Origin of the sequence: Psychrobacter coccoides, from assembly GCF_017498085.1 — a bacterium.
Lineage (GTDB): Bacteria > Pseudomonadota > Gammaproteobacteria > Pseudomonadales > Moraxellaceae > Psychrobacter > Psychrobacter coccoides.
The window spans coordinates 1-7,759 of the sequence record NZ_JAGBKM010000039.1 but is presented as its reverse complement, the minus strand read 5'-3'; the positions used below and the strand labels follow the sequence as shown (position 1 = coordinate 7,759).

At 43.1% G+C, this 7,759-nt stretch carries 5 protein-coding genes and 2 rRNA genes; 3 read left to right on the top strand and 4 right to left on the bottom strand.

What is annotated here, in order from left to right:
* Window positions 1–71 precede the first annotated feature (71 nt).
* From J3492_RS12800 to J3492_RS13465, 3 genes are all read left to right on the top strand, one after another.
* A protein-coding gene (locus J3492_RS12800; protein ID WP_424108382.1) for an IS3 family transposase occupies window positions 72–1,147 on the top strand; the annotation gives its coding sequence in 2 pieces (ribosomal slippage) (window positions 72–321 and window positions 321–1,147; 1,077 coding nt in all).
* A 49-nt stretch (window positions 1,148–1,196) separates the two neighbouring features.
* Window positions 1,197–2,174, top strand: a complete 978-nt coding sequence (locus J3492_RS12795) for a purine-nucleoside phosphorylase (protein ID WP_207992409.1) — start codon at window positions 1,197–1,199, stop codon at window positions 2,172–2,174.
* Between the two features lie 331 nt (window positions 2,175–2,505).
* Window positions 2,506–2,691, top strand: a complete 186-nt coding sequence (locus J3492_RS13465; RefSeq protein ID WP_341534148.1) for a DUF1289 domain-containing protein — start codon at window positions 2,506–2,508, stop codon at window positions 2,689–2,691.
* Window positions 2,692–2,846: 155 nt separating this feature from the next.
* Here the strand turns inward: J3492_RS13465 and J3492_RS12785 are convergent, their stop codons facing one another.
* The 4 genes from J3492_RS12785 to J3492_RS12770 all read right to left on the bottom strand — a co-directional run bounded on the left by J3492_RS12785 (window position 2,847) and on the right by J3492_RS12770 (window position 7,624).
* The gene (locus J3492_RS12785) at window positions 2,847–3,455 is read right to left on the bottom strand and encodes a hypothetical protein (protein WP_207992408.1); all 609 of its coding nucleotides are present in this window, start codon (window positions 3,453–3,455) and stop codon (window positions 2,847–2,849) included.
* A 95-nt stretch (window positions 3,456–3,550) separates the two neighbouring features.
* Window positions 3,551–4,291 (bottom strand): hypothetical protein, encoded by a 741-nt coding sequence (locus J3492_RS12780; protein WP_207992407.1) that lies wholly within the window; start codon window positions 4,289–4,291, stop codon window positions 3,551–3,553.
* A 143-nt stretch (window positions 4,292–4,434) separates the two neighbouring features.
* Window positions 4,435–4,549: ribosomal RNA gene (rrf, locus tag J3492_RS12775) — 5S ribosomal RNA — on the bottom strand.
* A gap of 216 nt (window positions 4,550–4,765) precedes the next feature.
* Window positions 4,766–7,624, bottom strand: a 23S ribosomal RNA gene (locus J3492_RS12770).
* Between the last annotated feature and the right edge of the window lie 135 nt (window positions 7,625–7,759).

Genomic DNA, 7,759 nt, shown 5'->3' with positions numbered 1-7,759 from the left:
TGTAACTATCCCCTAAACTAACACAGCTCAAACGTAGAATTTCTTATAAAATACCCATAAGGAGTTTTGATATGAGCAAACGAATGACTGAGACCCAAATCGTATCGATATTAAAAGAAGCAGAAGCTGGGATACCTGCTAAAGAGCTGTGTCGTAAATACGGGATTGCTAGCTCGACTTTCTATAAATGGCGTTCCAAGTATGGTGGTATGGAAGCCTCTGACGTCAAACGCTTAAAAGAGCTTGAAGAAGAAAACCGTAGACTCAAACAGATGTATGCTGATTTAAGCCTTAAAGCGCAAATGCAAGAAGATATCATAAAAAAGCTATAGCGCCTGTACCCGAGCGCAAAGTCTGGGCGCAAGAATTACAGGCGCAGTATGGTGTCAGTATTGCATTGAGCTGTCAGGTCGTGTGCATGAGTCGAACTGCTTACTACTATAAATCTAAACTATCTGATGATAGTGAGATTATCGATGTCTTAAACAAGCTTACTGACAAGCACAATCGTTGGGGTTTCCCAAAGTGTTTTAAGCGTATACGCAAGCTTGGCTATTCATGGAATCATAAGCGAGTACACCGTGTTTATACAGCGTTAAACTTAAACCTACGCCGTAAGTCTAAAAGACGGCTACCAACACGTAATCCCCAGCCGCTAAGTGTGCCAAACGCATTGGGTCATACTTGGTCTATGGACTTTATGAGCGATAAGCTGCACAACAATATTCGCTTTCGAACCTTTAATGTGATTGATGATTACAACCGTGAAGTATTAGGCATTGATATTGGTACCAGTATGCCTTCACTCCGAGTAATTCGCTACCTTGACCAGCTAGCCGAGTGGCATGGCTATCCTAAGCAAATTCGTGTGGATAACGGCAGTGAGTTTACATCCAGCATATTTACTGATTGGGCATCAGCTCATGGCATCTATATTGATTATATCGAGCCTGGCTGTCCTTATCAGAATGCTTATATTGAACGGTTTAATCGCAGTTACCGCAATGAGGTTTTGGATTGTTATTTATTCAATGATTTAAATGAAGTCAGTAAGCTTACTGAGGAATGGATCAAGGTTTATAACACTGAAAGACCCCATGATTCACTTAATGATATGACACCTGCTGAGTACAGGCAGGTGGCTTAATTATTCTACGATGATGTTGTGTTAAGAGTGGGGTATTTACACTATGATCATGATGTTCTGCAGCAGTGCACAAGCCAAAACTCATGAAGATAAGATCCCAGTAAAAGTATTTATCGCAGCAATGTTTGAAATTGGGGAGAACAGCGGAGATAAAGCCGGTGAGTTTCAGCATTGGTATGAGCAGTATTTTGCCGATAGCAAGCCCATAAAGGTGACAGGCGCCCATAGCCCAGTCTACTGTAATTCTGAAGGTGTCTGTGGGTCAGTATTAGGCATGGGTAAAGTAGGATCTTCAGCATCGATGCAAGCAATAACACTCTCACCTAAATTTGACTTTACAAAGAGTTATTTCATTCTAAGCGGCGTAGCAGGCACACCACCTAATAAAGGCACGATAGGAGATGTCAGCTGGGCATCATGGCTGGTTGATTATGATTTAGGCCATCGCTGGAAAGCAGAAGAAGGTGAAAAAGGCGCGCCTACTTTTACACCTCGCAAAGGTTATGAAGATATTCGTCGCTATCAACTCAACCCTGAATTGCTTCAATGGAACCTACATTTGAGTGAGTCAGTCTCTTTAAAAGACTCAAAAGAAGCTAATGACTATCGAATGAGATATCCAAATGCTGAGGCAAGACGTAGTCCCGCCATAACGGTAGGAACTCATATGACAGGAGATACGTTTTTTCATGGTCCAGGCTTGTCAAAACAAGCTCAATACATCACTGAGCTGTATGACGCAGATGATTACGTGATCACTGAAATGGAGGCCGCTGCCATAGCACAAGTACTAGATAGAACCGTAGGAACTGAGCGCTTAATGAGCTTACGTGGTGCGGTGAACTTTGACCAAGGTCATCCAAATGAGACTACTCTTCAACACCTAGATCCAGCTCCAGGAGAAACCGCTGGTGGCTTTGCAGAAACCGTGGAGAATATAGTATTGGTAGGATCAAGAACTGTCGATCATATCGTTAATAACTGGGATGTTTGGGCAGATGGTGTACCAGAACTTGAGCAAAAATAAGAACCAAGATTTAGGCTTTATGTCTAGTTGATTAGTTTTTAGGGTATCCTATATATAAAAGCACTTCATATTTGAAGGTCGTTTTAAAAGCAATAGAGCTTGCCAGAATTCAGTTTTGGCAAGCTCTATTGCTTTTAAGCTAATTCTATTCCGTCTATTAAACCAAACCTAAAATTATTTAAGAAAGTGAGATAAAATTAATTAAATCGGGCTGACGGCAAAGCTTATTTCACACATCACAAGCTGCCTTGGTAATGATCACATCTACTTCATTGATGAGTACGGGATCAGCTGTCATGACTTTGGTCACTTTAGTCGTCGTACCTGCAATATCGATTTCTGTATCCATTGTATTAGCGTCTGCACAAGCAACAAAAAAGGCTATTGCTTTGGCTGCCTGCGCAGTCGACCTGAGCGTCAATTATGGCATGATATGACCACTGAACAGCGTCGTGATGTGCTACGGCTGATCGTTGGACGCAAGCAGCCAGCGTATCGAGCAGATGAGACAGCGTAAAGGCGAGCAGTTGGGATTTGATTTTGAGGAAGTGGTTGAGACAGGAGAGTTGTTTCAATAAACTCTAAATATTTTAACGATAAGCTAAGCAGTTTCTTACTTAGTTTCCAATAAAACTAATAGTTCATAACGCAAATACTGAGCTATAAAAATATCTACTTAACTAACTCATTAAGTTCTATCTGCGTGTCGACGAAGTAATCGTAATATTTGCGCGCCTCTTCTTCTGGTCCAAGTGCGATATCAATAAGCATTTGAATACTCCATACAGGACCAGGTACAACCTGTTCTAAATCAAGATCTTCAGGATAAGTTTCTGGATCTATTGCCATTTCTAAGTTTTCAAACCACCAAATTTCTATTTTTCTTAATAGTTCCACCATTTCTCTAAATACTTCTGAAACATCAAAATCTACACCTGATGAGGCAAACGAAAGCATTTCATGAGCTAATATATTACGACACTTTTTAATACGCTCGAAGCTCTCTAAATCTTTATCATCAATAGCATTAATATTTTGTAGCCATTTTAGCGATGCGTAGAGAGAACTTCTATTGAGTGAAAGCACTTTTTCTTTATACTCTGAGCTAACTATTATGCCGTTTTCATCAAATCCATCTATAAAAAAGCCTTTTATTTTTTCAATAATACTGCTCTTGAGCATTTCAAAAGCCATTGAAAATATAGAGGCAGTAATAATGTTTTTTTTAAGCGTATCAGGATGAAGCGCCCGCTCCCAAGAAGCTTTATTTTTTTCGTCCATTTATTTTCTCAATAAGAAAGATCAACGGTTGCATTAATAAATTGCATTAACAAACATTCTTGAACACAGCGAATAATTATTTCGCTTACTTAGGACTATTTAGTAATCGGACATTCACTAATTTTACGAGCAAAATAAAATTCTTGAGCTCGTCTTACTGTCTCTTTATTTAACTCAATTAGTATATTTCTATCTATCTTTTGATCGACTTCTCCAGCATAAAAAGCAAATTTAGGGGAAATAGGAATAAATGCAAAGTCACTGTAACCGTCCGCGACTAGAAACTCGCCTTCGGTAGCTTCAATTAACCCCCATGTGAAATGACTACAGTTACACCAATCTTGATATAAACTATTTTGTATCTGAGAACCAGATGAAAATCTTGAAGCTATGACTCCTCTTTCTCTTAAAAAAATACCATGTTTGCTTTCTATTATCTCTTCTTCCTCTTTAGTTAAACTAGATCCAGAAATCCCATTCAGAACCGCATCTTGTTGATTGTTAAGATGATACTTGTGTCTTAAACGCCATAAAAGACAATACTTCGAAATTGCTTCATGATTCCTTTTTTGGAAACTTTTAATATTATCAATTTCTTCATGAAAATATTTTTCTATAGGAACCATATAACCAGCTTCAGCTCGTTGATCCCAAGTACGTTTAGTGCAAAAAATTTTTGCTCGCTTATGTCTTTTAATTATTTCACCAGAAGAAAGATCCTTAACCTCTACTTTATTGTCAGAATTATAAAACATAGAAATAGCATGGGCAGTATGAAAGTGCTGATCTATAGTTAGCTGTCTAGGGTTTTTTTTGATAGTAGGTTCGTATGACATTTCTTTTTCTACTTAGTAATTCATTACATAGTAAATTTAACATCAATATCACGTATCGACAATATAAATTAAAATATTCTCATAAACACGCAGACAAAGAAAACCCCCCAACAATCAAGTTGGGGGGCTTTTAGGGAATAGAGAGCTGACGATGACCTACTCTCACATGGCCGGAGCCACACTACCATCGGCGCTACGATGTTTCACTTCTGAGTTCGGGAAGGGATCAGGTGGTGCCATCGTGCTATTGTCGTCAGCAAAGGGGGTTAGATATGAGTCTGTGTTTTACTTAGTTGACTTAAGTATCACTTATCCTAACTGAATCAAGGATAACGGTGATATCGATATAATGCTTACCATTCTATGAATAACCATTGTGCGTTTTGTCTGTCAAGGGACCTTCAAGTAATTGAAGGTGCGTGACAGACGCATAATTGTCACTCAATAGATAATTACAAACCACTTGGGTGTTGTATGGTCAAGCCAAACGAGCAATTAGTACAGGTTAGCTCCACACATCGCTGCGCTTCCACACCCTGCCTATCAACGTCCTAGTCTTGAACGGCTCTTTAGGGAAATCTAATCTTGAGGTRGGCTTCCCGCTTAGATGCTTTCAGCGGTTATCCCATCCGAACGTAGCTACCGGGCAATGCCATTGGCATGACAACCCGAACACCAGTGGTTCGTCCACTCTGGTCCTCTCGTACTAGGAGCAGATCCTCTCAAATTTCCAACGCCCACGGTAGATAGGGACCGAACTGTCTCACGACGTTCTAAACCCAGCTCGCGTACCTCTTTAAATGGCGAACAGCCATACCCTTAGGACCTGCTTCAGCCCTAGGATGAGATGAGCCGACATCGAGGTGCCAAACACCGCCGTCGATATGAACTCTTGGGCGGTATCAGCCTGTTATCCCCAGAGTACCTTTTATCCGTTGAGCGATGGCCCTTCCATACAGAACCACCGGATCACTAAGACCTACTTTCGTACCTGCTCGACTTGTGGGTCTCGCAGTTAAGCGCGCTTTTGCCTTTATACTCTTTGAACGATTTCCGACCGTTCTGAGCGCACCTTCGTACTCCTCCGTTACTCTTTAGGAGGAGACCGCCCCAGTCAAACTACCCACCATACATTGTCCTCGGCACCGTTATGCCTGAGTTAGAACCCCAACATGACCAGGGTGGTATTTCAAGGATGGCTCCACCAAGACTAGCGTCTCGGTTTCAAAGCCTCCCACCTATCCTGCACAAGTCAGGTCAAAGTTCAATGTAAAGCTGTAGTAAAGGTTCACGGGGTCTTTCCGTCTAGCCGCGGGTACACAGCATCTTCACTGCGATTTCGATTTCACTGAGTCTCTGCTGGAGACAGCGCTGCCATCATTATGTCATTCGTGCAGGTCGGAACTTACCCGACAAGGAATTTCGCTACCTTAGGACCGTTATAGTTACGGCCGCCGTTTACTGGGGCTTCGATCAAGACCTTCGCTTACGCTAAGCCCATCAATTAACCTTCCAGCACCGGGCAGACATCACACCCTATACGTCCACTTTCGTGTTTGCAGAGTGCTGTGTTTTTAATAAACAGTTGCAGCAGCCTGGTATCTGCGACTACCAGCAGCTCAAGGAGCAAGTCCTATCACCACCAGCAGCGTACCTTCTCCCGAAGTTACGGTACCATTTTGCCTAGTTCCTTCAGCAGAGTTCTCTCAAGCGCCTTGGTATTCTCTACCTGATCACCTGTGTCGGTTTAGGGTACGATTCGTTTATGACTATCGCTTAGAAGCTTTTCCTGGAAGCCTGGTATTTGCCACTTCACTGTACAAGTACAGCTTGCTGTCAGATCTCGGTATATAATAGCCCGGATTTACCTAAGCTATAAACCTACATCCTTTCACCTGGACTACCATCGCCAGGCTGACATAACCTTCTCCGTCCCTCCATCGCATCATAAACAAGTATCGGAATATTAACCGATTTCCCATCGACTACGCCTTTCGGCCTCGCCTTAGGGGTCGACTCACCCAGCCCCGATTAACGTTGGACTGGAACCCTTGATCTTCCGGCGTGGATGCTTTTCACACCCATTATCGTTACTCACGTCAGCATTCGCTCTTGTGATACCTCCAGCATGCTTTACAACACACCTTCACAGGCTTACACAACGCTCCCCTACCACTTGAAACAATTTTCAAATCCGCAGCTTCGGCTCCTAGTTTGAGCCCCGTTACATCTTCCGCGCGGGCCGACTCGACTAGTGAGCTATTACGCTTTCTTTAAAGGATGGCTGCTTCTAAGCCAACCTCCTAGCTGTCTATGCCTTCCCACCTCGTTTCCCACTTAACTAGGAATTTGGGGCCTTAGCTGGCGGTCTGGGTTGTTTCCCTCTCCACGACGGACGTTAGCACCCGCCGTGTGTCTCCCGGATATCACTCATCGGTATTCGGAGTTTGCATCGGTTTGGTAAGTCGGTATGACCCCCTAGCCGAAACAGTGCTCTACCCCCAATGGTGTTCGTCCGAGGCGCTACCTAAATAGCTTTCGGGGAGAACCAGCTATCACCGAGTTTGATTAGCCTTTCACCCCTATCCACAAGTCATCCCCGCATTTTTCAACATACGTGGGTTCGGTCCTCCGGTGCCTGTTACGGCACTTTCAACCTGCTCATGGATAGATCACTCGGTTTCGGGTCTATACCCTGCAACTATTCGCCCTATTAAGACTCGGTTTCCCTACGGCTCCCCAAAACGGTTAACCTTGCTACAGAATATAAGTCGCTGACCCATTATACAAAAGGTACGCGGTCACCCAACAAGTGGGCTCCCACTGCTTGTACGCACACGGTTTCAGGTTCTATTTCACTCCCCTCACAGGGGTTCTTTTCGCCTTTCCCTCACGGTACTGGTTCACTATCGGTCAGTCAGGAGTATTTAGCCTTGGAGGATGGTCCCCCCATCTTCAAACAGGATTTCTCGTGCCCCGCTCTACTTAATATGTTAACTCTAGAATTTAAAATACAGGACTATCACCTACTATGGTCAGCTTTCCCACGCTGTTCTTCTATTCTAAAGTTAATCGGCTTCTCCCCGGTCGCTCGCCGCTACTGGGGGAATCTCAATTGATGTCTTTTCCTAAGGGTACTGAGATGTTTCACTTCCCCTCGTTCGCTTCTTATACAAAGTATAAGATACCTACCTTATGATAGGTGGGTTTCCCCATTCAGAAATCTCCGGATCACAGGATATTGCCGCCTCCCCGAAGCTTATCGCAGGCTGTCACGTCTTTCATCGCCTCTGACTGCCAAGGCATCCACCATGTGCGCTTAATTACTTGACCATACAACCCCAAAGGGTCTATTTGTCAGCAATTATAACGATATCACCTATGTTTACGCTTGATTCAGTTCTCTTTACTTTGAAGACTAGCCCTTGGGATAACAACAATGTCGTTAAAAGGCTAATCTTCAGGTTA